This window comes from Undibacterium sp. 5I1 (genome assembly GCF_034314085.1).
Classification (GTDB): domain Bacteria; phylum Pseudomonadota; class Gammaproteobacteria; order Burkholderiales; family Burkholderiaceae_D; genus Undibacterium.
The window spans coordinates 4,658,765-4,681,543 of record NZ_JAVIWI010000001.1; the positions used below are offsets into that span (position 1 = coordinate 4,658,765).

Here is a 22,779-nt window from a genome sequence, read left to right on the forward strand (position 1 = left end):
TAAAGCAAGCTTGACATCTGCTTTTTTGAGATCTAATATGTAAAACATGCTTTACATCAAAAAGAGATGTAAAAAAGTTAAGCAGCGGCAAATATGACCAATCGCTGCTTATTTTTTACCGGTGTATGTCAAGTTTCCTTGACTGGATAATCAAAGATGTAAGCAGGTATGAATCGGTAACAAAAGTAGTAAAAACGGAATTACAGTTTAGAGCAACATCGCAGTAAGAAATAAGGTCAGCAAGGTGAACATTCACCCTGCTTTTTTTAACGATATCTGTGTCAAGTAGGCTTTACATTAATCGGGGAGATCAATATGAACGAAGCAACATATTCAAAACGAGACAAGGAAATCGCAAAGAAATACCGCAAGGAATTAAGTCTGTCTTTCGTGCTGTACGTGATTGTTTTACTCGTTTCAATCACTTATGCAAAACCGATGGCGGACAGTCTGCTCCGCACTTTGATTGTCATGACGCCAGTGATTCCTGCGTTTGGGGCACTCTGGGCGATTGTACGTAATTTCAAGCGGATGGATGATTATGTTCGCGTCTGGTTGCTTGAAGTGGTGGCGATCTCCGGTGCAATCACAGCGTTCTTTAGCTTCAGTTACGGGTTCCTGGAGGGTATTGGTTTTCCAAAGTTGAGCGGATTTGTTACCTACGGCATTTTTATGGGGAGCTGGTGTCTGATTATTGGAATCCGCAAAATTCTGGAGCGTGAAAAATGAAAAACATCGTCAAAGAATTACGCACGCAGAGAGACTTGAGTCAGGCTGCACTAGCTGATTTATTGGACGTATCGAGACAGACAGTGAACGCCATCGAAACCGGACGCTACGATCCCAGCTTGCCACTGGCTTTTACGATCAGTAAATTATTTGGACAGCCGATTGAAAAAATTTTCTTCGTTGACTAAGTTTACGAAGGACTTCAAGCAGAGACAAATTCGATTGATTTAAATAGGTAGTCCGCGCCACACATAAGTAACAACTTATTTTTGATAGGAGAATTACCATGAACTTGCCATCATTTTGCAGAAATAAAGCATCTTATATAGCGATCATCGTCGCAATCGTGACGGCCATCTCGTCCAGTAATAGTAAAGCTGCTGAGGTACCAAGTGCCTCTATAAACAAGGCGACGCCGATGATGGCGACGGGCTTTCACCACCTTAGTATTCATTTGAATAGTTTCTCGACATGAATGAAAAAGGGGCGTCTGTATTGACGCCTCTTTTGGACACTACTCAGACTGTGGTAGAGCCGATTTATCAATCTAGGATCGCTTTTGGACGGTCCGTACAGTGGCATCTGTACGGATTGTTGTGAACGGGATTTAAAACTTAACAGCCCCAGGAATGCAAGCTCGCCGTGGGAGCACTTTTTCCCGGCTTTGCCGTTGAGGACAGTAAAATAATCTTCACGGAGCTATTAGATCCGTCAATTTCAATGATGAAATCGGGGAATCCGTCGCCATCCATATCGGTGATCCCAATGATGCGTGATGCCCAGCCATAATAGCCAAGCGCATATTCAAACTGCTTGCCGTCGTATTCAATAAAGTATGTCGCGCCTTCGCCATACGGCGCGCCGTTTTTTCCCTTTAGTCCATTTTGAACCCGCATGCCAAAAGCGACATCGTCGAGTTTTAAACGATATTGATAGTCAAGCTCCGGGTTAAGAGTATGACCGCCGTTTTTAAATACGTATAAAGGATGTTTGCCTTCTTTGATCGGCGAATCCGGTACACGCAGGTGCAAGATATCATCAGTTTCTTGCTCCACCAGATTTAGCGATGAGCTCGCCTCTGGCGCATTTTCTTCTGGAATCTGACTAATAATTTTTTTTAGCCATTCTGATTTTTATCATGCGGAGATTGCGATTCAACCAATAAGTCATTTTCTTTAATGACTAGGCTATACCACCGGTCTTTAGGCCATTTGGCAGGAGCCAGATGCTCAAATGGTTTTGGTACACCATAACTGCCCATCGCTTGACCCCACTCGCCAGATTTGAGTAGGACGCCGGGTTCTTTGTCCGCTGCCTGGCAGACCGATGTTAGTAGGATTGCCGCGAGCAAGGCCATCGAAGACGGAATGGTTTTCATCATGAGAGTACGTGTTAAATCGACGATCAGAAATTAACTCAAGCGGCACATCGTGGGATATGACGCATCATTGAAGCACTATCTCACTGCTATCGTTTATCTAAAAAACCCCAGACAACGCCAATAACTAATCCGCCAGTGTGTGCCCAGTTCGCAATCGGACCAAGTAATCCAATCCAGCAAAGGGCAAACCAGCCCAACATCATCACGATCGTTTGTTGCGTCAAAATAATCCCAAAGCGTGGGTTAGTCCGACCTTGCATTCAGATGTACCCAAATAAGCCATACAACACGCCCGACATCCCGCCAAAGAACGGTGATTGAGTCAGCAAGAACTGCACGAGATTCGACCCGATTCCCAGCACCACAAGAAAGAGCAGATAAAACCCGCTACTCCGTCGAGACTCGATCAATCTTCCCAGATCCCACATTGCTAACATATTAAATAGCAGATGCATCCAGCCAAAATGAATAAAGATCGGAGTGATCAGGCGCCAGACTTCACCCTGCAAGATACTATTAATACCATCACTGCCCGGGGCGGCGATCCATAGCGGAGACAACACCGCACGAGATGCACCCAGTCGCGACAGCAAAGCAACCAGCAGACTTATCGCGATCAACGTATTGGATACGTTGAGATATTTTCTTAATGCATACATAAAATTGTTTGTTACTCCTCGTCGTTAAATTCATCTGCCAGATTTTTCCAGCCATGACGCGCGGCAAATGCACAGAATTCTTCCGGCGCTTCCAGTGCGATCACAGTTCTTTCTTGCAGACCCAAATCGCCATGACCAAAATCAGGGCCGACATAACCTAGCTCACGCAACTTAGCCATGATCTGGCTGAGCAGCGCTTTATCGTTATAGAGACCGTTTTCTATCGGTGCAGCAAAGTCGATGTAGACATCGATGATGCCGTAGCCTTCATCAAAAATACGAATTGCTTTGATCTCGTGATTGGTGCCGCTGGAGTCCGTGGCTTTGAACGAACCACTTAAATGGATGTCTGTATCAGTTGTCATTTTGGGGATTGAATTTGATTTGATTGATGAGGGAAGTATCTGTTAAACAAGATTACGTTTAACAATTTTCTGTTCCATATTGCTTTTAATTTTTTGATATTAACTTATTAGCCATCGCAAACATAAAATTCATCGATATCGAGTAAGCGCCACTCACCAGCTATATTGCTAAAGTACATTCTAAACCCAGGTTCTGGCTTGTTGGTATCAGACATAATGACGTAATGCCAGGCCTCCCAAATGGCGAAATCAGGAATGCCATCTTGATCGATGTCGATGGTGTGTAGTGCACCGCGTGTAAATTGCTCATGCTTTTGTATTTTGCTTGCTACGTATTGCAAATCTTGTGCGGGCAGATTAGTAATTTTTACTTTGCCTGACGGAATAGGATCACGTGTGAAAAAATTTAGAATAGCTTCAGGTTGAAGGTGCTTTTCAGAGATACTCAGAATCGGGAAATTTTGTGTTTTATCTCCACTAAAACGAAAACCATCATTACAGTTCCCGCTCCAAAAAGACCGTTGTTCTATTGTGGCTATAGACACAAGTTTGCCATCGCTATAAATTGTATTTTTCCCGATTTTTTTTTGCAGAGCAATATCGACATTCCCGATATCCCACCAACCCGCTAGTTGTATACCGGCAGCTTCCGATTTCCTCCAAAACGGCACACCACGATATCGTAAAAAATAAGGAACTTGGAAGTGTGCGCTGAGCTCTTCTGCCTCGGCTTGAGGGCGCAATAGCTGCTTAGTATTTTTGAAATACGATGTTTTAATTTCTGGCAGATTTATTTGCTTTACCATTTTTAAAGCGCCAGGATAAAAGAGACGATTATTAATTGCAGAGGCGTATTTTAAAGTCTTATCCGACGCCGTGGCATCAGCATCTGCAAGCGCTTTTAACTCTTTCCACGAGCCGAGTTTATTCTTGTGTAATTTCTGCGGTTCGACAACTCCCTTTTCCATCACTTGTTTCATAGCTTCAAACTCAGGAATAGCAAAGCGACGTAATGACGGACGTTTTTCCCAAACAAAATTCTGATCTACATTTTCTAAAGACTTTTCTTTTTCACTAAGCATAGTATTGTTAAAAAACATTCCTGCGTTGCGTAATCGCAAAAAACTAGGCTGCAACCAAAACGCTTGCGTAGCTGAATAGCGCGGGTTTTCAATGAGTCGAGAAGCAGATGAGGGCACGTTCGTCAAATACAGCTCACCTATATCGTCAATCTGTAGCGCTTGGTCTCCCAGTAAATTGCATACGATAAAGCCATGTTGATCTTTCGCCCAGTGTATTGGGCAGAATTCATTGCCCCAGGTATTATGATTTTGTGTAACTTCCATTTGCACCAGCGTATTCGCCGGTAGATGGGAAATCACTGTCGTATCCGCACTAGAACCTGAGTGCACATTTACCCATGATCCATGTACCCATTTGGTTTGATAATCAATTTGGGCAAGGCAAGGTATAGCTATACCTAGGTATAAGCTTGAAAGAGTCAATAGCAAAAGTGATTTCATAACAATAAGAAATAGGTCGCACTAGTTGTATTACATCTTCTACAGCGGATGGCATAATCGTGTTTTTGAAATTTTATAGTTGTTAGGCTGGTAAGGCGCAGTCCAACCTAGGCTATCAAACGCTAAACCAAACTCAAATTAAAACTAAAACCAAAACCAAACCTAAAACAAGAAATACCGCTGCGCCATTGGCAAAATTTTTGCCGGTTCGCAGACCAACAATTCTCCATTGGCACGGACTTCATAAGTTTCTGAATCGACTTCCATTTTGGGTGTTAAGCCATTGTGGATCATGTCTTTTTTGCGGATATTGCGGGTGTTTTTAACCGGAATTAAGGTCTTGTTGAGCTTGAGTTGCTCTGCCAGACCTGCATCAAATCCTGCTTGTGACACAAAGGTGAAGGATTTTTTTAAGCCGCCACCAAACGCACCAAACATCATGCGGTAATGCACCGGTTGTGGTGTCGGGATAGACGCGTTGGGGTCACCCATCTGTGCTGCTGCGATCATGCCACCCTTGACGATCATCGATGGTTTGACGCCAAAGAAGGCGGGTTTCCAGAGTACGATATCGGCGATTTTTCCGACTTCCAGCGAACCAACTACATGCGCAATCCCGTGGGTGATGGCGGGATTGATCGTGTATTTGGCGATATAGCGCTTGGCGCGGAAGTTGTCATTGCGCTCGTTATCTTCTGGCAGAGAACCACGTTGCTGCTTCATCTTGTCGGCGGTTTGCCAGGTACGCATAATGACTTCGCCAACACGCCCCATGGCTTGCGAGTCGGATGACATCATAGAGATCGCGCCGATATCATGCAAAATGTCCTCAGCGGCAATGGTCTCGCGCCGGATGCGAGATTCGGCGAAGGCGATATCTTCTGCAATTGCAGGGTCGAGATGATGGCAGACCATCAGCATATCTAAATGTTCGTCCAGCGTGTTGACCGTGTAAGGACGCGTCGGGTTGGTGGAGGAGGGGAGCACGTTGCTTTCACCCACTGCTGCAATGATGTCGGGCGCGTGACCACCGCCTGCACCCTCTGTGTGAAAGGTGTGAATAGTCCGGTCTTTAAACGCCGCCAGCGTGTGTTCCAAAAAGCCACCTTCATTCAAAGTGTCGCTATGGATCGCTACTTGTACATCCATGCGGTCTGCCACGCTCAGACAGTTATCGATTGCCGCGGGCGTAGTTCCCCAGTCTTCATGTAACTTCAGACCGATTGCACCTGCCAGGATTTGTTCTTCCAGAGGCAAGGGGAGGCTGACATTACCTTTCCCCAAAAAACCGAGGTTCATCGGGAAGGCATCTGCTGCCATCAGCATCGAATGTAAATGCCACGGTCCTGGCGTACAGGTTGTAGCTGCGGTGCCGACTGCTGGGCCAGTACCGCCGCCCAGCATCGTGGTCACGCCGCTCATCAATGCTTCTTCAATTTGTTGCGGACAAATGAAATGGATATGCGAATCGATTCCGCCTGCGGTGACGATCATACCTTCGCCCGCAATGATTTCAGTCGCACCACCGATGGCCATATCAACACCAGACTGGATATCCGGATTGCCTGCTTTACCGATCTTGGCGATCAGGCCGTTTTTTAAACCGATGTCCGCTTTGACGATACCCCAGTGATCCAGAATCACTGCGTTGGTGATGACGGTGTCCATGACCTCTGCATGCGGGCGCTGCGATTGCCCCATGCCGTCGCGGATCACTTTGCCGCCGCCAAATTTGACTTCCTCACCATAGATGGCGAAGTCTTTTTCGATTTCAATAAACAGACCGGTATCTGCCAGGCGTATACGGTCGCCAGTCGTGGGGCCAAACATTTCTGCATAGGCTTGTCTGGAAATTTTCATAATGCCCCCATCACTTTACCGTTGAAGCCATACACCTTGCGGTCCCCCGCCAGCGCGACCAGTTCAACAGTGCGTTGCTGACCTGGTTCAAACCGGACTGCAGTACCTGCGGCAATGTTCAGTCGCATACCGTAAGCCGTCTGACGTTCAAACTGCAACGCTGGATTGGTTTCAAAAAAATGAAAATGGGAGCCGACCTGTATCGGCCTGTCACCGCTGTTCGAAACGACCAGCGTGGCAGTTGCCCGTCCGACGTTGAGTTCGATCTCGCCGGGTTCTATCAGCATTTCGCCTGGGTTCATGTCGGGCTCCTATGGAATTGGGTGATGCACGGTAACCAGTTTGGTACCGTCAGGGAAGGTCGCTTCTACCTGAATATCGGGGATCATCTCGGGGATGCCGTCCATGACGTCGGCTCGGGTCAGGATTTGCGTGCCATAAGACATCAGTTGCGCAACGGTTTTTCCATCGCGCGCACCTTCCATGATGGCGGCAGTGATCAGTGCAACAGCCTCTGGATAATTAAGTTTGAGGCCGCGTGCCTGGCGACGTTCTGCTAACAATGCAGCGGTAAAGATGAGCAGCTTATCTTTTTCGCGGGGAGTGAGATCCATGTATTTTCCTTTCGGTTGCTGCTTGAGTAGTTCGCGCTAATTTTTTAGCGAATTCTCTATTGATTTTTCATGTGTTCCAGATACGCGGCACGATGGCGTCTTCTTGCATCAGAGAAGGGCGTAAATGTTGCCAGACCATGGTCATCCATTGTTTGGCAGTTTCACTCGAATTGCCGAGGTAGCGTGCCACCAATAAAGATTTTAATTGTGACACGCCACATTGTGCACCTGCTTCGGTTTGTTGCAACCACTGGTGAGTTTGATCCCGCAATGCTTGCAATCCTGCCGCATGAAGAGGTACCGGGCTGGCTATCACTGTGGCGCAGACGGTGTTGCCTGCTAAGCCCATTCGGCTGGACATCGCTGCGCTACCGCCTCGTATGCTGCCTTGTTCATTCCAGATCAGTTTGCCTGCGCGTTCTATCCGAGTGTGTTGTTTTATTTTTCCGCTACGATAGCTTTCGCCCGATGCGGTGCGGCCAAAGCACAGGATGTCGCTACCGATATAGCAGGCGTCTTGCGCCAGTTGAATTGTCTGATGCAAATCGACTTGTGCGTCGTCAAAAAATATCGTCTCTTGTGGCAACCATTCTAGCTTGCTACCTGCCTCTGCCAACAAATGAATATGCTGCTGCGATGTGTAGCCGTTGCTGCGATACCATTTTGCCGCACCGGGTGTGGTAATGAGCGCGTGGCTGGCTGTCCCCAGTTTTGCCGTAATGCTTAGCTCATCGCCACCCACAACGCCGCCGGGCGGATGGATGATGATGGCGTGGCAAATTTTTTGGCCTTCGGGATACAGGGGCTTTTGTACTCGCAATGGACCGGTATGGTCGCGCTCGGTCAGTCGGGTAACGCCTTGATCATCACTAAAAGCAATTTGCAATTTGGCTTGCCAATGTTGCTTTTTAGCAGGGGCATGATCGTGAATAATGGAGGGAGATATGTCAGTAAGTATCATGCCTTTACTATACCGCTAAGTGCCGCTTGACATCATCCCCATCCATTAAATTTTTATCACCAGAGGCGACTACTTCGCCACGATTTAAAATCACAAAATGATCGGCCAGTTCGCGGGCAAAATCAAAATATTGCTCACATAATAAAATCCCGATATCGCCACGTTCGCGAAGCAGGCGGATGACGCGGCCGATGTCTTTGATGATGGAGGGTTGAATGCCTTCGGTCGGTTCGTCCAGAATGATCAATTTTGGTTCTGCTAGCAAGGCCCGCGCTATCGCTAACTGTTGTTGTTGGCCGCCCGATAAATCACCACCACGACGTTGCAGCATTTCTTTTAAAACGGGGAAAAGCTCGTAGACCTCACCTTTGATCATCGATGCTTTTTTACTCGATAGTGTTGCCATGCCCATCAATAAATTTTCTTCGACGGTGAGCCGGGCAAAGATTTCACGGCCTTGCGGCACGTAGGCGATGCCTAGTTTTGCCCTTTCGTGCGGAGATAATTTACTGATATTTTTGCCGTCCAGTTTTACGCTGCCTTGGGACAATGGAAGTACACCCATCAGACATTTTAATAGCGTCGTTTTACCAACCCCATTGCGTCCGAGTAGCGACAAACATTCCCCTTTTTTGACGCTGAGAGAAATGCCCCGCAAGGTATGGGATGAGCCATAGTGTTGATGTACTTGTTCGACTTGTAGCATGTCTGATTCCGGTATTAATACACTTGAAATTGAGCGGATATATAGGGCCTTAGACTTAACGTCCCAAGTACACTTCAATCACTTTTTCGTCCGCCTGTACTTGTTGCATGGTTCCCTGCGCCAGTACCGATCCCTCGTGCAGTACGGTGACTTTGCCTTGTTGTGCAATCTCAGTGACGAAGCCCATATCGTGTTCGACCACCATAATTGAATGCTTACCACGTAACTCGTTTAGCAGCTCCGCGGTGCGGGCTGTTTCAGCGTCAGACATCCCAGCGACGGGTTCATCGAGCAGAATCAATTGTGGCTCTTGAATCAATAGCATGCCGATTTCTAGCCATTGTTTTTGGCCGTGAGACAGCAGGCCTGCCAGTCTGTTTTCTTGTCCGTTCAGGCGTATCAATTGCAAGATGCTGTCAATCTTGTCGCGCTGCTCGCTATTTAATTTAGCGAATAGCGTGGTCTTGACCCGCTTGTCCATCTTCATCGCTAGTTCCAGATTGTCGAAGACGGTGTGTTGCTCAAAAACGGTGGGGCGCTGAAATTTACGACCGATACCCGCATGGGCGATTTCGACCTCAGTCATTTTGGTCAGATCCATCGTCTGACCAAAAAAAACTTTGCCTGATGTCGGTTTGGTTTTTCCTGTGATGATATCCATCATCGTAGTTTTTCCCGCGCCATTGGGGCCGATAATGCAGCGTAATTCACCGACTGAAATATCGAGATTGAGATTGTTGATTGCCTTAAAGCCGTCAAACGATACGGTGATATCTTCCAGATACAATATTGCACCATGGCTGGTATCAACCTGATTAGATTTAACACGTCCGAATGATGCGGCAGCGTCACCAGTTGCACCATCATAAGTTTGGCCTGGCTGCAGCACACTACTACGCTCGCTCATGCTGCCTCCTTATGATGATTCAATTTAGTGCGTACCTGTTTTGCTAAACCTAAGATTCCTTGTTGCATAAACAGAGTGACAAGAATAAAGATGAGTCCCAGTGCAAATAGCCATAGGTCGGGGAAGGCACCGGTGAACCAGCTCTTTAAGCCATTCACTGTGAAGGCGCCAATGATCGGTCCCAGCAACGTTCCCCGTCCTCCGACGGCGGCCCAGATCACCATTTCTATTGAATTGCCAGGAGACATTTCGGATGGATTGATGATGCCCACCTGCGGTACATATAAGGCCCCGGCAATGCCGCACAACACGGCTGATAAGGTCCAGACAAACAGTTTGAACCACAACGGGTTATAACCTATAAACATTAGACGGGATTCTGAATCTCTTACCGCCTGAAGCACACGACCCAATTTCGAGGTCACGATCCAGCGACATAACATCAGTGCCCCAAACAACGCGGCCAACGTAATCAGGTATAAAGCAGCCTTGGTACCTGGCGCAGTGACGTTAAAACCGAGAATGCGTTTGAAATCGGTGAAGCCATTGTTGCCACCAAACCCGGTGTTATTGCGGAAGAACAGCAGCATAAAAGCAAAGGTCATGGCTTGGGTAATGATGGAGAAATACACTCCCTTTATTCGTGACCGGAAAGCAAAAAAACCAAACACAAATGCCAACGTTCCCGGCACCAGAACCACCAATGCCATGCAATACCAAAAATTGTCGGTCATCGACCAGTACCACGGGTAGGTCTTCCAGTCTAGAAACACCATAAAGTCTGGCAAGTTACTTTGATAGACACCGTCACGACCAATCGCTCGCATCAGATACATGCCGTGCGCATATCCGCCCAATGCAAAAAAGACGCCGTGCCCCAGCGATAAAATACCGGTGTACCCCCAGACCAGATCCAGAGCCAACGCTGCCATTGCGTAGCACATGAACTTACCAACGAGAGTGATGGTAAAGCTCGAAATATGTAGAGGATGACTCGCAGGAAAACTTAAATTAAGTATTGGTAACAAGGCAGCGATGATGACGCATACGATGATGCCGACCCAGGCTGGACGTGAGAAGAAAGAGGGGGTGTGATAGCTCATTGTTGGGGCGCTGATCATTCGACACTCCTACCTTTCAGCGCGAATAAGCCTTGTGGCCGGCGTTGGATGAAAACAATGATGAATACGAGTATGACGATTTTTGCCATCACAGCTCCGGCAAAAGGTTCTAAAAACTTATTCACTTCGCCCAAGCCAATGGCCGCAATGACGGTACCTGCCAGTTGGCCAACGCCGCCAAGCACCACCACCATAAATGAATCTACGATATAGCTTTGGCCTAAGTCTGGGCCAACATTGCCCAATTGCGACAAGGCGACACCTCCGAGACCAGCAATGCCGGAGCCCAATCCAAAAGTCAGCATATCAATTTTGCCGGTTGCGACACCCACACAATCTGCCATACGTCGATTTTGGGTTACAGCCCTAACGAATAAACCCATTCTGGTTTTATTTAAAATCAGCCAGACCGCAAATACCAAAATGAAGGCGAAGGCAATGATGAATATCCGGTTGTAGGATAAGACCAGCGATCCTAATACCGTCACGCCGCCAGACATCCAGGACGGATTGGCGACTTCGACATTTTGTGCACCAAAAATGGTGCGTACTGTTTGCATCAGCATCAGACTAATGCCCCAGGTGCAGAGCAAAGTTTCTAATGGGCGACCGTATAACCAACGGATGACGGTACGCTCTAAAAATATCCCCACGGCACCTGCGACAATAAAAGCGGCAGGTAGTGCGATGATCAGATAGGCGTCTAGCGCACCAGGGATGAATTTGCGAAATAGCATTTGCACTACGTAAGTAGTATAAGCACCGATCATCAATAACTCGCCATGCGCCATATTGATGATTCCCATTAAACCAAAGGTAATCGCCAATCCCAGCGCTGTTAGCAGCAAGACGCTGCCTAACGATACGCCATAGAACAAATTGCCGATAAATTCGGTACGTGCCAGCCGGGAGTCAATGGCTTTGAGCGTTGCACGGACCTCTGTCCGGATGCTGGCGTCGGCTTCGATAAAGCTCCCATCGAGATTCTTATCCAGCATCTTTTGCAACAGCGGATTGAGTTTGGCATTGCTGCTGCCAACTAAGGAAGTGACAGCCGCTTTGCGCTGCGCTGCATCTGGGGATTGCAGATTAGCAGTGGCAATCACCAGTTGTAAAAGTGATTTCACCTCGGGGTCTGATTCTTTTGCATAGGCTTTGCTGATCAATGGTAGTTGCTCCAGACTGGCGTCGGTTTGCAAGGTGGTGGCAGCTGCCAGACGCACAGATTTGTCCGTGGAAAATAACTTTAGGGCTGAGAGAGCATTATCGATAGCGCCGCGCAAGCGATTGTTGATACTGATCACATCGCTACCGTCGGGCAACTTGCTAGATTTCTCGGTGGCGGGATTGTAGGCATTGTCGCCATCGACGATTAAAACTAAGCCATCGGTTGTGGTGTATAGCGATTCGCTTTTTAGCGCATTTAAGACTTTGCTGCTATCGTCATTTGCCAGTGCTGCTATCTCTGTGACTGCAGCGATGCGGGCGTCCGGATCGTCGCTAGTTAAGCCTTGTAAAAGTTTGGCGTCAATCGCAGCCTGCGCCGTGCAACTCATACAAAACAGGACAGTCAAAATACTGAATTTGAATATTTTCATAGGATATTTTGAGGTCGATTTTGCCTACTACAAAACTTCCAGAGACATATGATGTGATCTGAAGGTACAAAAGTGCAAAAGGGGATTTGTAGAAGTTACCAAAGAAGAATGTCCATTATTTGTGAGGCTCCCAGGCCAATTATGGTCTGGGAGCCCAATAATCATTGGACGTTGAAAAATTGGTAGCTTCTAAAAACCTTTTAATTAAGAACCCGACACAATAATTAAAAAAGACTTAAAACGATGCACGTCATTCATGCGTGCTTTTAGCAGGAATCCAGAGACGTACGTGAATCACAACACGTCTCTGAGTTCTGCCTAGCAGGAGCGACGGACAAGCAGATAGTTTTTTTGAAGCCCCGCTATCACTATCGCGCTATTACATTTTTTGCTTTGCCTCATTACCAGGGATGTACGGACTCCAAGGTTGTGCGCGAATGGTTTCTTTCGTTTTATAAACGACATTGAACTGACCATCCGCTTTGATTTCACCAATCATCACTGGCTTATGCAAGTGGTGATTGGTTGCATCCATGCTTAAGACAAAGCCGGACGGTGCTTTAAAGGTTTGTCCGCCCATGGCTGCAATTACTTTGTCGGTGTCGGTGGATTTGGCTTTTTCTACTGCTTGCTTCCACATATAGATACCGACATACGTTGCTTCCATCGGATCGTTGGTCACAGCGGTAGCTGCATTCGGTAATTTTTTGGCGACTGCGTAGTCTTTCCATTTTTTAATGAACTCGGTGTTGACCGGATTTTTTACCGACTCAAAATAATTCCAGGCTGCCAGATGGCCGACTAAGGGCTTGGTATCAACACCGCGTAGTTCTTCCTCGCCGACTGAGAAGGCGACGACTGGGACGTCAGTTGCTTTCAGACCTGCATTACCCAACTCTTTATAAAACGGTACGTTGGAGTCGCCATTGATCGTGGAGATGACGGCTGTTTTGCCACCGGCGGAGAATTTCTTGATATTGGCAACAATCGTCTGATAATCAGAGTGACCAAACGGAGTGTAGGCCTCATCGATGTCAGTATCCTTCACGCCCTTGCTGTGCAAAAAGGACCGCAGGATTTTGTTGGTAGTGCGTGGATAAACATAGTCAGTGCCTAGCAGAACAAAGCGCTTGGCTCCGCCGCCTTCTTTTGACATCAGATATTCCACCGCTGGTATCGCTTGTTGATTTGGAGCGGCACCAGTGTAAAACACGTTTTTCTCTAGTTCTTCACCCTCGTACTGCACAGGGTAGAACAGCAGGCTATTAAGTTCTTTAAATACCGGTAAGACCGATTTGCGGGATACCGATGTCCAGCAACCAAATACGACAGATACCTTATCCTGAGAAATCAGTTGTCGTGCTTTTTCCGCAAACAGTGGCCAGTTGGAAGCAGGATCGACAATCACCGGCTCCAGCTTTTTACCCATCACACCACCTTTAGCATTGATCTCGTCGATTGTCATTAATGCCACGTCTTTGAGGGAAGTCTCGGAAATTGCCATCGTGCCCGACAGCGAATGTAAAATTCCGACTTTAATCGTATCTGCTGCCAATGCCTGTGCCATCCAGGTTGATGCAGTCAAAGCCATAGCGCCGAGTGCGGTCGCTTTTAGTACGGTACGACGTGACATAATTTCTCCTTGGTGTTGAAGTAATAGACGTGTAGTAATGAGCGTAGTTGAGAGCCTGATGACTAATTTATTTGGGTATGTATAAGTGTGTGACTAATTCCTATTTGGTTGAGAGACAATCGCAGCAAAACATCATCGTACTGAGCCACGACATTGCAAATACTTGCTGCGATAATTACTTTGCCATTTTTATGTAGCAGTATCACGGTGACGGACTTCCTAAAAGTAGGAATTATTTGTACGCAATGAAAATAAATAGCAGTTTATGTGCCAGCTTGTGCGCTACGTTCACTACTAGCTACTCAACACCATATAGACCAAAAGCTTGGATTTGTTTGCTACAAATATGTGCAGAGAAATGGTTTAAATCCCTTCTTTCGTGCGTGGTGAGAATATCTACAACAACTGACAGATGTTGGTGCAAGCTTAATTGCTGAAAATACTGAATTGGCAGAGTGAGTGCTTCATCTAGCCTAACCCCAAGCCCCCCAGTCGAATCCAGCCGAATTCGGCCGAATCTTGCTATCATGCAGTTTTTGCCCACCTACCAATCCAAACACTCATGTTCGATTTCCTTTTTAAGCGCAAACCTAAAGCAACATCTTCCTCTGCCAATAGCAATTTAGCCGCCGCTAACGCTGCCAGCCTGGCGAGCGTTGCCAAAGCAGATCAACAGCAACAAATTGTCCAGGCGCGTGCCGCTACCTTGGCTAAGATAGAGAGCCTGGCAAGCAATCCCGGTGCAGAAGACGCAATCGTTAGCTTGTTATTAGCATGTGATTTTGCTGACGGTCGTTTTAAAGCGGCTAATTACGTACACAGCGCAGCCGCGCTGCAAAAAGTACTGAGCGCAATGCGCAATACAGATAAGCGTGTTGCCAAACTGATGCAGGCACGTTTGGATGTGCTGGCGCAAGCAGATCAGCAGCAACAGTTAGCTTTGCGCTGTATCAATCAAGCGCAGCAGTTGGGTTTGCAAGCTAGTTTGATTCCGCAGCAAATTGCTGATCTGGATAAGTTGGTGGCAGGCCTCAAACATTTTCCCGATGCTTTAAAAGCAGAATTTGATGCCCACTACACGATATTGCAAACACGCTTGCAGGCACAGACGACGCTGCAAAGACAGGTGCTGGATCTGGTACAGCATTTGACCATATCCCAAGGGATTGCTGACGACGCCCATGGCGCTCAGTTGGATGTATGGCAGCAAGCCTTTGATTTATGCTTGCAACAGCCAGAAGCTGTGGCTTTACCTAAAAATTTGCTGGCAGACTTCACGTATAAAATGCAGGCCGCACGTGAGCAATGGACGCAACTGCAAAAGCAAAAAGTAGCAGAGGCTAAAACCACCATATCAGCACCAGTGTCAGCACCTGTGGCTACGACGATTGAAGCAAGCACAGAATTTGTCGCTGCTGAAACTTCAGACAGCGTTGAGGTAGCGTCTGCTAATGCAATGCATACTGATCCAACATCGACCGAAAAACCTGGGCAAATTACGATGCCTTCATCAAAGACTAAACCTGTCAAGCTGGTGCAGGTCAGTACGGAGAAAATTTTGGCAGCAATCCAAGATATGGAGGCAGCCTTAGAGCAGGGTAGTGCATTGCTGGCGCAAAAATTGGAGCGTGAGGTGTTGCGAGGCGTTGATCTCAAACACACTGGCTTAAATTCAGAGCAAAAAGAGCGTTTATTCAAAGTCCAGAGCGAGCTTGGACGATTACTGTCATGGGCCAAATGGGGGGGCAGTATCTCCCGCGATGAATTGATCAAAGCGGCAGAAGAATTGCCATCAAAAGAATTGGAACCTGATGATCTGGCAAAAAAGTGAGCGGCTTACGTGAGCGCTGGAAGTCTTTAGAAGCTAGCACTGGCGGTGCGGCTAGAGAAATCTGGGATCGCTTTGATACCGCCTGCAATCTGGCCTATGCACCGGCTGCTGCTTATTTTCAGCAATTAGCAGAAGAGCGCAAAGTTAATTTGGAAAAGGCTGAACTGCAACTAAGCGAGTGGCGCATTACTGCTGATGCCTTATTGCAGACAATACAGACAGCACCAGATTGGAAAGTCATCTCGCAAACTGCGATGCAGATGAAGCAAACCTGGCAAACATTATCTGCGGTTGATCGCAAAAATAAAGCTCGGGTTGATGGACAATTTTATGCAATTTATCAGTCCTTATCACAGCCCTTGGAGCAGCAAAGAAAAGCGGAAATCGCATCGCGTGAGCAATTAATTGCGCAAGTCGCCGCCCTCGATCCGCAGCAGCGTGAATCGGTTGATCAGTTGCGTGCCTTACAAGTGCGCTGGCAAGAGCAGGCGCAAGCTTTGCCTTTGCGTCGTAAAGATGAGCAAGCATTATGGGAGAAATTCCGCGCAGCCTGCGATGGCTTGTTTGCGCAACGCAAAGCGGTGTCTGACAGTGCAGATGCGGAACGTAAGGCTAATCTACAAGCCAAACAAACTTTGTGTACGAGCTTAGAGCAAGCGCCGTCGGCAGACGCTTTGTCCGAATCAGCAATCAAACAATTATTGCAAGAGGCGGCAAATACCTGGCGCTCAATCGGGTATGTGCCGCGTGGTGAAGAGAATGAAATTGACCGCCGTTATGAGAACGCCGTCGCGCAACTAAAACGACTTTTACAGCAAGCACATGATGAAAAAAGTCAAGCTGGTAAAAAGCTGCTACAAGTGAAGCTTCGTTTGTGTCAGCAGCTAGAGGCAGCTTTTGTAGAGGATACGAGTAAGGCACAAACGCTGATGTCACAACTCTCGGCGGAATGGCAGCAATTATCATCTCAGGCAACACTGACAGCAAAGCCATCAACTAAGTTACCAGGTAAATTAGATTCAGAATTAGATAAGCGGTTTGCGGCGATTAGTCAGGCAGTACAACATAGTGACGCCTCCTATGCCAATCTGCTGCAAAAAAATGCGGACTCGGCAGCACAAAGTATTTTGCAATTAGAGATTTTAAATAGTATTGATAGCCCACCAGAACTGGCGAGAACACGCCTGCAAATTCAAGTAGATGTATTGCAAGCAGCGCTCAGGTCTGGCAATAACGCAGATGCTGCCAAAGAGCAGTTGCACCGTTTGTGTAGTTTGCCGGTACTGTTAGACCAAACCCAACGGCAGCGCCTGGATAAGCTGTTGATGCTTAACCTTACTTGAGATTACCTAATTTAAGATTGCCTGATTAATTATTAGTGAGAAAAATCATGTCTTATTTATTTCCACCTAAAGTTGTGAGCGTACCTGTCGCTAATTCTGAGCTGCTTTTTCCTGTTCATAGAATTTACTGTGTTGGCCGTAACTATGTTGAGCATGCCAAAGAAATGGGCTGGACTGGTCGCGAAGCACCATTCTTTTTTATGAAACCAGCCGATGCCGTGCTGCCAGTCGCCTATGGACAAACCGGCGAGATGCCTTATCCCGGCATGACCAATAATTTGCATTATGAAGTTGAGCTGGTGGTCGCTATTGGTAAAGGCGGTAAAAATATTACAGTCGAAGCCGCTGCCGGACATGTCTGGGGTTACGCCGTTGGTTTGGATATGACCAGACGCGATTTGCAAGCAGAATCCAAAGACCAAGGGCGCCCTTGGGATACCGCAAAAGGATTTGATTTCTCTGCACCAATCTCACCGTTGCATCCGATTGCCGACACTGGCTGGATTGAGCAGGGCAATATCCATCTGGATGTAAATGGCGTACAAAAGCAAGACAGCGATATCAAAAAACTCATCTGGAATGTCGCTGAAGTGATTTCGACACTGTCTACGTTTTATGAGTTGCAAGAGGGTGACTTGATCTACTCTGGCACACCTGAAGGCGTCGGTCCGGTCAAGATTGGAGATTTGATGGAGGCAAGTATTGAGGGTCTGGGCGACCTCAAAGTACGCATGGCTAAAGCTGATTAGGGTGAGTAAGCTGCCTAAGCGAACATCGATCTCAATATCAACCTTGATATTCAACCTTCATATCAACCTTAATATCAACCTTAATATCAAACTGATTATCCAATCCGATATCTCATGAAACTATATGGCTACTTTCGCAGTTCTGCATCTTATCGGGTGCGGATTGCATTGAATCTCAAGGGACTCGATTACCAATCGATACCTGTGCATTTGGTAAAAAACGGTGGTGAACAATTTTCTGAACAATTTCGTTCGCTGAATCCCGATGCCTTAGTACCCGCTTTTTTGCCAGATCAATCGACTGACGACAGCGGGGACACTGCATCCTCGCTGACAAACTCGCTTACACAGTCATTGGCGATCATAGAATATCTGGAAGAGGTTTATCCCGCGATTCCGCTATTACCAAAAGAGGCTATAGCCCGTGCCCATATACGTGCATTCGCGCTGGCAATCGCATGTGAAATCCACCCCGTAAATAATTTGCGGGTACTAAAATATTTGAGTGCAAACTTAGGCGTGAGCGATGAGCAAAAGACGGCTTGGTACAAACATTGGTGCGAGCCTGGATTGATGGTCTTAGAAAAAAAATTAGCAGGCGATCCGCGTACCGGGTTGTTCTGTTTTGGTGATACGCCAACGCTGGCAGATTGTTGTCTGATACCGCAGATTTTTAATGCACAGCGTTTCAATTGCGATCTTAGTCAAATGCCTACTTTGACAAAAATCAATCAGCATTGCCTCAGTATCCCCGCTTTTATCGATGCATCACCAGCGATGCAGCCAGACGCTGAATAGTTTTATTAAATAGCATGGCTGTCTGGGTTGGCTCGTTATTGGTCGGGAAATAAAAAAAGACTGCTGATTTACTCAGCAGTCTTTTTTTATTGAGGCCGTTATCTATACAGCTTAATTTGGCAGGTCTTGCTTGGGGAAGGCTACTCCCAAGGTATCTGTCAGAACCGAAATCAAAATAGAGCGGGTCAGTTTTGATTTGGTGGTATAGCCATCAATTGCCAATTCATGATTGACTACTTTTTCTGGCGCATAACCTGGTTGCCCGGTTCGCAGCACAATGCGCAGATTATCTCTTCCCAGCTCATTACGGATAACGCTCACCAGCTTCAGACCCGCATCCACGGTCTCCATTACGACATCAAGCAACACTAGCGCGATATCGCCGTGATCAACAATTACTTGTCTTGCTTCTCTTGCCGAATACGCGTGTAAAAATTCTAGCGGTCTACCATGTATTTGCACTCCGCTCAGCGCGAGCAAGGTTGTGTCATGCACGTTGCTGTCATCATCGGCGATTAGAATTTTCCAGGGAATCGCTCCCAATTTGGGGTCTTCGACGTCGCTATCTTCATCAAGGAAGTCTATCAAGTCATCATCGCTTTTGCTCACAGAGCAGCTAGATATCAAATCATCCAACAAGTAAGCGCCGACATCTGTTTTTTTTACTTCTTCTAATCCAATACCAGAGACCAGCCACTGATAAGGTATTGGCGTTTGCATGTGGGGTTGAACATGCATTTGAGCCAACAAGCCGGGCATCTTACTGTGTTGAGACTTCATCAGTTTTCTCCCTGTTGCTTGGGTTAAATTTTTTTCTTACTTCATCTTATGTGAAGCAATGACGATAATCAAGAGTAAGTACATTTTTTTTAAAATGACAACTAAATTTCGCGTTTAGCATCAAATTTTTAGCATTGATTCAACATTATCAATGGAGCTGCGAGGAGCGGCGATAGGGTAACGAACATGGTACTGACATAGCTGAGGTACTTAAACCAGCTGTGACGCAGGTGTAAAAATATGATTTATCTTATTAAAGCGTCAGTCGTGATAATTCAGCTGAAGATTGATCGATAGGATCCGAACATATGTTGTCGCCAGCGACTGTTGCATTGCGGTGCGACTTGCTTCTACCTCTTCACCCGTTTAGACTCAGTTAAGTTTGCTACTAGAAGGCGCCGTACTTGTTCGATCAATATCTGACTATCAATCTTAATTGATGGCATTCATTTTTTTCTGGTTAATATTTCTCTTCGCAGAATTTTTATGCCACTCTCTCTTTTAACAGTTACTAGCTTTCTATCAGTCAGTATCAGTGCATTGATGGTGCTGGTACTGATGTACTTGCAGCATATTGGAGTTTGTAAGCGTGCGACTCGTTTTTGGATGATTGCTTATGCATGTGTCGGCGTTAGATATTTTCTCGGACTGATTGCGGTATTTCAACCTGCTGTATTTAAGCTCTCTTTGTTTCAGGACTCTTTATTCCAGCCCACAGTAATTCAAACTTATATCAGCGCGACCGGTGTCGATTTTTTCTTTATCGGGTTCGCTAGTTTTTTCTGGATGGGCACCCGTCTGTTTATTGATCTGCCCATATTTAGTAAGCGGATTATCGTTTGTTCTGGCGTTGTTTCGATCTGGAGTATTGGTACCCAATTAGTTTTTCCTGAATTGATCTGGCCTGACTTTTTGACGCATTTGTATTGCGGTGGATTACTTTTTGCGTCCGCACTTAGTTTTTTGCGTATGCATCAGATTAGGTCTAATTTGGGTCACCTTATTCTCTTTTTGCTGATCTTGATAAGAGGTACTCTATTTATTGGTTTTCCTGTTTTTTCGATGGAAGATATTTTTATCTTTTGGGATCTTGCTGCGACCAGTTTGATCGATCTCAGTATTGGGATGATGTTGCTGATCGCCGCAATTGTCGATCAGCAAAAAAATACTGAAGCAGCCCTGCACGCGATGCAAATAGAAATGGATGTGCGCAAGCATGCAGAAAGTGTTTTGCAAGAACGCAAGGCGCTGTTTGAGAAAGTATTCCAACTGGTACCTGTGACCTTGACCGTGACTAGGATGAGAGATGGTTATTACATTGACGTCAATCGTAATTGGAAGTCGCTTTCCGGCTGGTCCAGAGATGAAGTCATCGGTGTAACGTCTGCCGATATCAATTTATGGGCAGAGATTGAGCAAAGGAATAAATTAGTAGAGCTGATTAATCGAGATGGTGAAGTAAGGAATATGCACATATCCTTTCGTCATCAGGATGGGCACATTTTTCAATGCCGCGTTTCTGGTGCTAAATTTGAATCTGAAAATGAAACCTATTTATTAATAGCCTCACAAAATATTGAGCAGGAACTCGCAACCGAACATGCACGAGCTGATGCCGAACGCTTATTACGTGAAAACGAACATAAATATTCGACGATTTTTCAGTTGTCACCAATCCCTCTTGGCTTGGTCGATGTTGAGGCTAAGACAGTGATTGAGGTGAATGATATCTGGCTCAAGCAGTTTGGGTTCCCGCGCGATTTGGTGATCGGACGCACTGCAGTTGAATTATCATTTTGGGATAAGCCTGAGCAACGTACTGTAATGATGCAGCTTTTGTTAAATGAGGGTCGGGTAGATAGTTTTGAGATGTTGCACCGGCGTTACGATGGTCGAGTGTTGACTTGCCTGTTATCTGCGCGCTTGTTTGATATGGCGGGTAATAAAGTCTTCATCTTTAGTTTACTGGACGTTACCAGACAGTATCAGGCAGAGCAAGAGATACGTGACATGACCGTGCAGTTAGAGGCCCGCGTCCGGTTGCGAACCTTGAAGCTTGAGCAAGCCAATATCGAATTGGCGGAAGCTATGGAATCATTACGATATGCGCAAGATGAATTGATACGCTCTGAGAAAATGGCCGCCCTGGGTTCTCTAGTTGCCGGTGTCGCGCATGAACTCAACACGCCTATCGGTAATAGCGTCACTGTCGCCAGCACCTTACAGGATAAAACTAAAGAACTATTGAATGAGGTAGTGGCAGGAAAATTGCGGCGCTCTGGTTTGGACGAGTATTTGCAAAGCGCAACCACGGGCACTGCACTGCTAATGAAAACCCTTGGTATCGCGCGCGAACTTATACGCAGCTTTAAGCAAGTCGCAGTTGATCAGGCGAGTAATCAGCGACGGTTATTTGATCTAAAAACTTCTTTGGATGAAGTCATCACAACCCTGGCACCGATGTTTAATAAGCAGGAGCTGAGTCTGCTGACTGAGTTTAGTCCGGGCATTGTTATGGATAGTTTTCCCGGACCACTAGGACAGATATTAACTAATTTTATGAGCAATGCGCTCAACCATGGCTTTGATGGAATAGATAAAGGTGAAATTAAGGGTGAAATACAGATTACCAGCCGGCTGGTAGACGATCAGCATGTTGAAATTGTTTTTGCTGATAACGGCGTTGGTATTCCGGAGCTAGATCAAAAGCGCGTTTTCGATCCGTTTTTTACCACTAAATTAGGGCAGGGCGGATCAGGACTTGGTATGCATATTGTGTACAACCTGGTGACAGGTGTCCTGGGTGGCTCTATCCACCTCGATAGCAAAGTCGGTGAAGGAACTAGCTTTACTATCTTGCTGCCATTGTCCGCACCAGCGATGTCCTCTGATGTAGAGCCGGAAGTGATTGATCTTTAAGTCACACATCTCGTACCTCTTTCACACATTTTTCAGGCAGCTTATTCGTCTATTTTATTTGCTTAGCTAATTCGGCTATATTCTGCTTATATTAATATACTCATGGTAAGTATATTTATTTGTCCAAGTAATTACTGGTCAATTCAGGTATTTTCCATAAAACGCGGGGGAGTATATGATATTTGATGATGCTAAATCTGGTGCAAGTTTAGAAAAAGACCTTACCTCAGAGGTGTAGATATCTGGGGATGTAAGAACACACAGACACACAGATGCTGAGTATGTTTTCTTCCCCTCTCTAT

At 46.4% G+C, this 22,779-nt stretch carries 22 protein-coding genes and 1 pseudogene; 8 read left to right on the plus strand and 15 right to left on the minus strand.

Translation table 11 applies throughout. From position 1 onward, the window contains the following. Nucleotides 1-315: 315 nt before the first annotated feature. The 3 genes from RGU72_RS20310 (at nucleotide 316) to RGU72_RS20320 (ending at nucleotide 1,204) form a co-directional block, all read left to right on the plus strand. The gene (locus RGU72_RS20310) at nucleotides 316-729 is read left to right on the plus strand and encodes a hypothetical protein (RefSeq protein WP_322121475.1); all 414 of its coding nucleotides are present in this window, start codon (nucleotides 316-318) and stop codon (nucleotides 727-729) included. Next, nucleotides 726-917 carry a helix-turn-helix transcriptional regulator gene (locus RGU72_RS20315; RefSeq protein ID WP_322121476.1) on the plus strand — a complete coding sequence of 64 codons (192 nt, stop codon included), beginning with the start codon at nucleotides 726-728 and terminating at the stop codon, nucleotides 915-917. Before RGU72_RS20310 ends, RGU72_RS20315 begins: the two co-directional genes overlap by 4 nt. Before the next feature lie 98 nt (nucleotides 918-1,015). Next, nucleotides 1,016-1,204 (plus strand): hypothetical protein, encoded by a 189-nt coding sequence (locus tag RGU72_RS20320; protein WP_322121477.1) that lies wholly within the window; start codon nucleotides 1,016-1,018, stop codon nucleotides 1,202-1,204. Nucleotides 1,205-1,343: 139 nt separating this feature from the next. Here RGU72_RS20320 and RGU72_RS20325 read toward each other — a convergent pair whose 3' ends face one another. The 14 genes and pseudogenes from RGU72_RS20325 to urtA form a co-directional block, all read right to left on the minus strand. After that, nucleotides 1,344-1,784, minus strand: a complete 441-nt coding sequence (locus RGU72_RS20325; protein WP_322121478.1) for a hypothetical protein — start codon at nucleotides 1,782-1,784, stop codon at nucleotides 1,344-1,346. Nucleotides 1,785-1,846: 62 nt separating this feature from the next. Then, nucleotides 1,847-2,110 (minus strand): hypothetical protein, encoded by a 264-nt coding sequence (locus tag RGU72_RS20330; RefSeq protein WP_322121479.1) that lies wholly within the window; start codon nucleotides 2,108-2,110, stop codon nucleotides 1,847-1,849. Between the two features lie 86 nt (nucleotides 2,111-2,196). Then, nucleotides 2,197-2,769: pseudogene (locus RGU72_RS20335) on the minus strand (rhomboid family intramembrane serine protease). Between the two features lie 11 nt (nucleotides 2,770-2,780). Then, nucleotides 2,781-3,134, minus strand: a complete 354-nt coding sequence (locus RGU72_RS20340; RefSeq protein WP_322121480.1) for a hypothetical protein — start codon at nucleotides 3,132-3,134, stop codon at nucleotides 2,781-2,783. 107 nt (nucleotides 3,135-3,241) lie between these two features. Further along, nucleotides 3,242-4,657, minus strand: a complete 1,416-nt coding sequence (locus RGU72_RS20345) for a hypothetical protein (protein ID WP_322121481.1) — start codon at nucleotides 4,655-4,657, stop codon at nucleotides 3,242-3,244. Nucleotides 4,658-4,819: 162 nt separating this feature from the next. Continuing rightward, nucleotides 4,820-6,520 (minus strand): urease subunit alpha, encoded by a 1,701-nt coding sequence (gene ureC / locus RGU72_RS20350; RefSeq protein ID WP_322121705.1) that lies wholly within the window; start codon nucleotides 6,518-6,520, stop codon nucleotides 4,820-4,822. Beyond that, a complete protein-coding gene (locus RGU72_RS20355) occupies nucleotides 6,514-6,819 on the minus strand; it encodes an urease subunit beta (protein WP_322121482.1) in 306 nt (101 codons plus the stop codon). The genes ureC and RGU72_RS20355 overlap by 7 nt, the downstream gene beginning before the upstream one ends. A 9-nt stretch (nucleotides 6,820-6,828) precedes the next feature. Then, nucleotides 6,829-7,131, minus strand: coding sequence for an urease subunit gamma (locus RGU72_RS20360; RefSeq protein WP_322121483.1), 303 nt, complete (start codon nucleotides 7,129-7,131; stop codon nucleotides 6,829-6,831). 67 nt (nucleotides 7,132-7,198) lie between these two features. Continuing rightward, nucleotides 7,199-8,092: an urease accessory protein UreD gene (locus RGU72_RS20365; RefSeq protein ID WP_322121484.1), complete on the minus strand. Its 894-nt coding sequence runs from the start codon at nucleotides 8,090-8,092 to the stop codon at nucleotides 7,199-7,201. 7 nt (nucleotides 8,093-8,099) lie between these two features. Further along, entirely contained in the window at nucleotides 8,100-8,798 is a 699-nt protein-coding gene (gene urtE / locus RGU72_RS20370) for an urea ABC transporter ATP-binding subunit UrtE (protein ID WP_322121485.1), read from the minus strand. Between the two features lie 55 nt (nucleotides 8,799-8,853). Beyond that, entirely contained in the window at nucleotides 8,854-9,705 is an 852-nt protein-coding gene (gene urtD / locus RGU72_RS20375) for an urea ABC transporter ATP-binding protein UrtD (RefSeq protein WP_322121486.1), read from the minus strand. Then, the gene (gene urtC / locus RGU72_RS20380) at nucleotides 9,702-10,826 is read right to left on the minus strand and encodes an urea ABC transporter permease subunit UrtC (protein ID WP_322121487.1); all 1,125 of its coding nucleotides are present in this window, start codon (nucleotides 10,824-10,826) and stop codon (nucleotides 9,702-9,704) included. Before urtC ends, urtD begins: the two co-directional genes overlap by 4 nt. Further along, the gene (urtB, locus tag RGU72_RS20385; RefSeq protein ID WP_322121488.1) at nucleotides 10,823-12,424 is read right to left on the minus strand and encodes an urea ABC transporter permease subunit UrtB; all 1,602 of its coding nucleotides are present in this window, start codon (nucleotides 12,422-12,424) and stop codon (nucleotides 10,823-10,825) included. The genes urtC and urtB overlap by 4 nt, the downstream gene beginning before the upstream one ends. Before the next feature lie 379 nt (nucleotides 12,425-12,803). Next, entirely contained in the window at nucleotides 12,804-14,057 is a 1,254-nt protein-coding gene (gene urtA / locus RGU72_RS20390; protein ID WP_322121489.1) for an urea ABC transporter substrate-binding protein, read from the minus strand. A gap of 562 nt (nucleotides 14,058-14,619) precedes the next feature. Here urtA and RGU72_RS20395 point away from each other — a divergent pair. The 4 genes from RGU72_RS20395 to maiA all read left to right on the plus strand — a co-directional run bounded on the left by RGU72_RS20395 (nucleotide 14,620) and on the right by maiA (nucleotide 18,778). Then, nucleotides 14,620-15,888 carry a hypothetical protein gene (locus tag RGU72_RS20395; protein ID WP_322121490.1) on the plus strand — a complete coding sequence of 423 codons (1,269 nt, stop codon included), beginning with the start codon at nucleotides 14,620-14,622 and terminating at the stop codon, nucleotides 15,886-15,888. After that, nucleotides 15,885-17,231 carry a DUF349 domain-containing protein gene (locus RGU72_RS20400; protein ID WP_322121491.1) on the plus strand — a complete coding sequence of 449 codons (1,347 nt, stop codon included), beginning with the start codon at nucleotides 15,885-15,887 and terminating at the stop codon, nucleotides 17,229-17,231. The genes RGU72_RS20395 and RGU72_RS20400 overlap by 4 nt, the downstream gene beginning before the upstream one ends. 47 nt (nucleotides 17,232-17,278) lie before the next feature. Beyond that, on the plus strand, nucleotides 17,279-17,980 hold the full coding sequence (locus RGU72_RS20405) for a fumarylacetoacetate hydrolase family protein (protein WP_322121492.1): 702 nt from the start codon (nucleotides 17,279-17,281) through the stop codon (nucleotides 17,978-17,980). A gap of 114 nt (nucleotides 17,981-18,094) precedes the next feature. Continuing rightward, nucleotides 18,095-18,778: a maleylacetoacetate isomerase gene (gene maiA / locus RGU72_RS20410; protein WP_322121493.1), complete on the plus strand. Its 684-nt coding sequence runs from the start codon at nucleotides 18,095-18,097 to the stop codon at nucleotides 18,776-18,778. Nucleotides 18,779-18,889: 111 nt separating this feature from the next. Here the strand turns inward: maiA and RGU72_RS20415 are convergent, their stop codons facing one another. Next, entirely contained in the window at nucleotides 18,890-19,558 is a 669-nt protein-coding gene (locus tag RGU72_RS20415; RefSeq protein ID WP_322121494.1) for a hypothetical protein, read from the minus strand. 486 nt (nucleotides 19,559-20,044) lie between these two features. Here RGU72_RS20415 and RGU72_RS20420 point away from each other — a divergent pair, with 486 nt between their 5' ends. Beyond that, the gene (locus tag RGU72_RS20420; protein WP_322121495.1) at nucleotides 20,045-22,477 is read left to right on the plus strand and encodes a PAS domain-containing sensor histidine kinase; all 2,433 of its coding nucleotides are present in this window, start codon (nucleotides 20,045-20,047) and stop codon (nucleotides 22,475-22,477) included. Nucleotides 22,478-22,779: the final 302 nt, after the last annotated feature.

Excerpts from the sequence above, each read along its gene's own strand:
- RGU72_RS20310 (WP_322121475.1), top strand. The coding sequence starts at position 316 with ATGAACGAAGCAACATATTCAAAACGAGACAAGGAAATCGCAAAGAAA.
- RGU72_RS20315 (WP_322121476.1), top strand. The coding sequence starts at position 726 with ATGAAAAACATCGTCAAAGAATTACGCACGCAGAGAGACTTGAGTCAG.
- RGU72_RS20320 (WP_322121477.1), top strand. The coding sequence starts at position 1,016 with ATGAACTTGCCATCATTTTGCAGAAATAAAGCATCTTATATAGCGATC.
- RGU72_RS20330 (WP_322121479.1), bottom strand. The coding sequence starts at position 2,110 with ATGATGAAAACCATTCCGTCTTCGATGGCCTTGCTCGCGGCAATCCTA.
- RGU72_RS20340 (WP_322121480.1), bottom strand. The coding sequence starts at position 3,134 with ATGACAACTGATACAGACATCCATTTAAGTGGTTCGTTCAAAGCCACG.
- RGU72_RS20345 (WP_322121481.1), bottom strand. The coding sequence starts at position 4,657 with ATGAAATCACTTTTGCTATTGACTCTTTCAAGCTTATACCTAGGTATA.
- RGU72_RS20355 (WP_322121482.1), bottom strand. The coding sequence starts at position 6,819 with ATGAACCCAGGCGAAATGCTGATAGAACCCGGCGAGATCGAACTCAAC.
- RGU72_RS20360 (WP_322121483.1), bottom strand. The coding sequence starts at position 7,131 with ATGGATCTCACTCCCCGCGAAAAAGATAAGCTGCTCATCTTTACCGCT.
- RGU72_RS20365 (WP_322121484.1), bottom strand. The coding sequence starts at position 8,092 with ATGATACTTACTGACATATCTCCCTCCATTATTCACGATCATGCCCCT.
- urtE (WP_322121485.1), bottom strand. The coding sequence starts at position 8,798 with ATGCTACAAGTCGAACAAGTACATCAACACTATGGCTCATCCCATACC.
- urtD (WP_322121486.1), bottom strand. The coding sequence starts at position 9,705 with ATGAGCGAGCGTAGTAGTGTGCTGCAGCCAGGCCAAACTTATGATGGT.
- urtC (WP_322121487.1), bottom strand. The coding sequence starts at position 10,826 with ATGATCAGCGCCCCAACAATGAGCTATCACACCCCCTCTTTCTTCTCA.
- urtB (WP_322121488.1), bottom strand. The coding sequence starts at position 12,424 with ATGAAAATATTCAAATTCAGTATTTTGACTGTCCTGTTTTGTATGAGT.
- urtA (WP_322121489.1), bottom strand. The coding sequence starts at position 14,057 with ATGTCACGTCGTACCGTACTAAAAGCGACCGCACTCGGCGCTATGGCT.
- RGU72_RS20395 (WP_322121490.1), top strand. The coding sequence starts at position 14,620 with ATGTTCGATTTCCTTTTTAAGCGCAAACCTAAAGCAACATCTTCCTCT.
- RGU72_RS20405 (WP_322121492.1), top strand. The coding sequence starts at position 17,279 with ATGTCTTATTTATTTCCACCTAAAGTTGTGAGCGTACCTGTCGCTAAT.
- maiA (WP_322121493.1), top strand. The coding sequence starts at position 18,095 with ATGAAACTATATGGCTACTTTCGCAGTTCTGCATCTTATCGGGTGCGG.
- RGU72_RS20415 (WP_322121494.1), bottom strand. The coding sequence starts at position 19,558 with ATGAAGTCTCAACACAGTAAGATGCCCGGCTTGTTGGCTCAAATGCAT.
- RGU72_RS20420 (WP_322121495.1), top strand. The coding sequence starts at position 20,045 with ATGCCACTCTCTCTTTTAACAGTTACTAGCTTTCTATCAGTCAGTATC.